A 1,081-nucleotide genomic window follows, 5' to 3' on the forward strand; every position below is an offset into this window, starting at 1 on the left:
TGTACCCGGCCGGGACGTTGGTAGCGGTCCTGGTCATTGACGTGAAAGAGAACCCCCGGGTGGGGTGTGGCTTGTCTAAGGCCCACATCCACCCGGAGGTTCCATGTCTCACGGTAGTGCGCGGCTGACCGTCTACGGTCGGCTGCTGATCGTGCAACGCCACCAGCAAGGCTGGCGACAGGCTCACATCGCGGCAGCGATGGGGGTCTCTCGCAAGTGTGTGAAGACCTGGCTGGACCGCTATGCCGCCGAGGGCGAGGCGGGCCTGCACACGCGGTCGTCGCGACCACACTCATCGCCGTCCAGGACGTCGCCCGAGGTCGAGCAGCGCGTCCTTGAGCTGCGCCGCCGCGAACGGCGCGGACAGGACTGGCTCGGCCCCGAGGTCGGCCTACCACCGCGGACGGTCGCGCGGATTCTGCGCCGCCACCAGGTGCCCTACCTGCGCGAGTGCGACCCGATGACCGGCGAGGTCATCCGAGCCTCGAAGGTCACCGCCGTGCGCTACGAACGACCGCGGCCCGGCGAGCTGGCCCACATGGACGTCAAGAAACTAGGCCGGATCCATGACGGCGGCGGCTGGAAAGCAGGTCCAGAGCACCGACAGACCGCGAAGCAGAAGCGCGCAAAGATCGGCTACGACTACGTCCACTCACTCATCGACGACCACTCCCGCTACGCCCACTCCGAGATCCTGCCCGACGAAAAAGGCGCCACCTGCGCAGCCTTCCTACTGCGGGCTGCCGAAGCATTCGCCGCAGCCGGGATCACCCGTATCGAGCAGGTCATCACCGACAACCACATGTCCTACAAACTCTCGCGCGACATGCGAGAGGCCATGACCGAGATCGGCGCGCGCCACCTGTTCATCAAGCCGCACTGCCCCTGGCAAAACGGCAAGGTCGAGCGCTACAACCGCACCATCGTCACCGAATGGGCCTACCGACAGCCCTTCACCAGCAACGCCGAACGTGCGGCCGCTCTTGCGCCCTGGCTCGAGCACTACAACACTCGACGCCGCCACAGCGCACTCGACGGGCTCCCGCCGATCAGCCGGCTACCAACCTGATGGCCGGGTACA

1 protein-coding gene is annotated in these 1,081 nt (G+C 66.5%); it reads left to right on the forward strand.

The window, feature by feature from the left end; genetic code table 11:
* The first annotated feature begins 103 nt into the window (after positions 1-103).
* On the forward strand, positions 104-1,069 hold the full coding sequence (locus MJ604_RS23620; protein WP_243061257.1) for an IS481 family transposase: 966 nt from the start codon (positions 104-106) through the stop codon (positions 1,067-1,069).
* Positions 1,070-1,081 lie beyond the last annotated feature (12 nt).

It is taken from the genome of Nocardioides sp. SR21, from assembly GCF_022761125.1.
Classification (GTDB): Bacteria; Actinomycetota; Actinomycetes; order Propionibacteriales; family Nocardioidaceae; genus Nocardioides.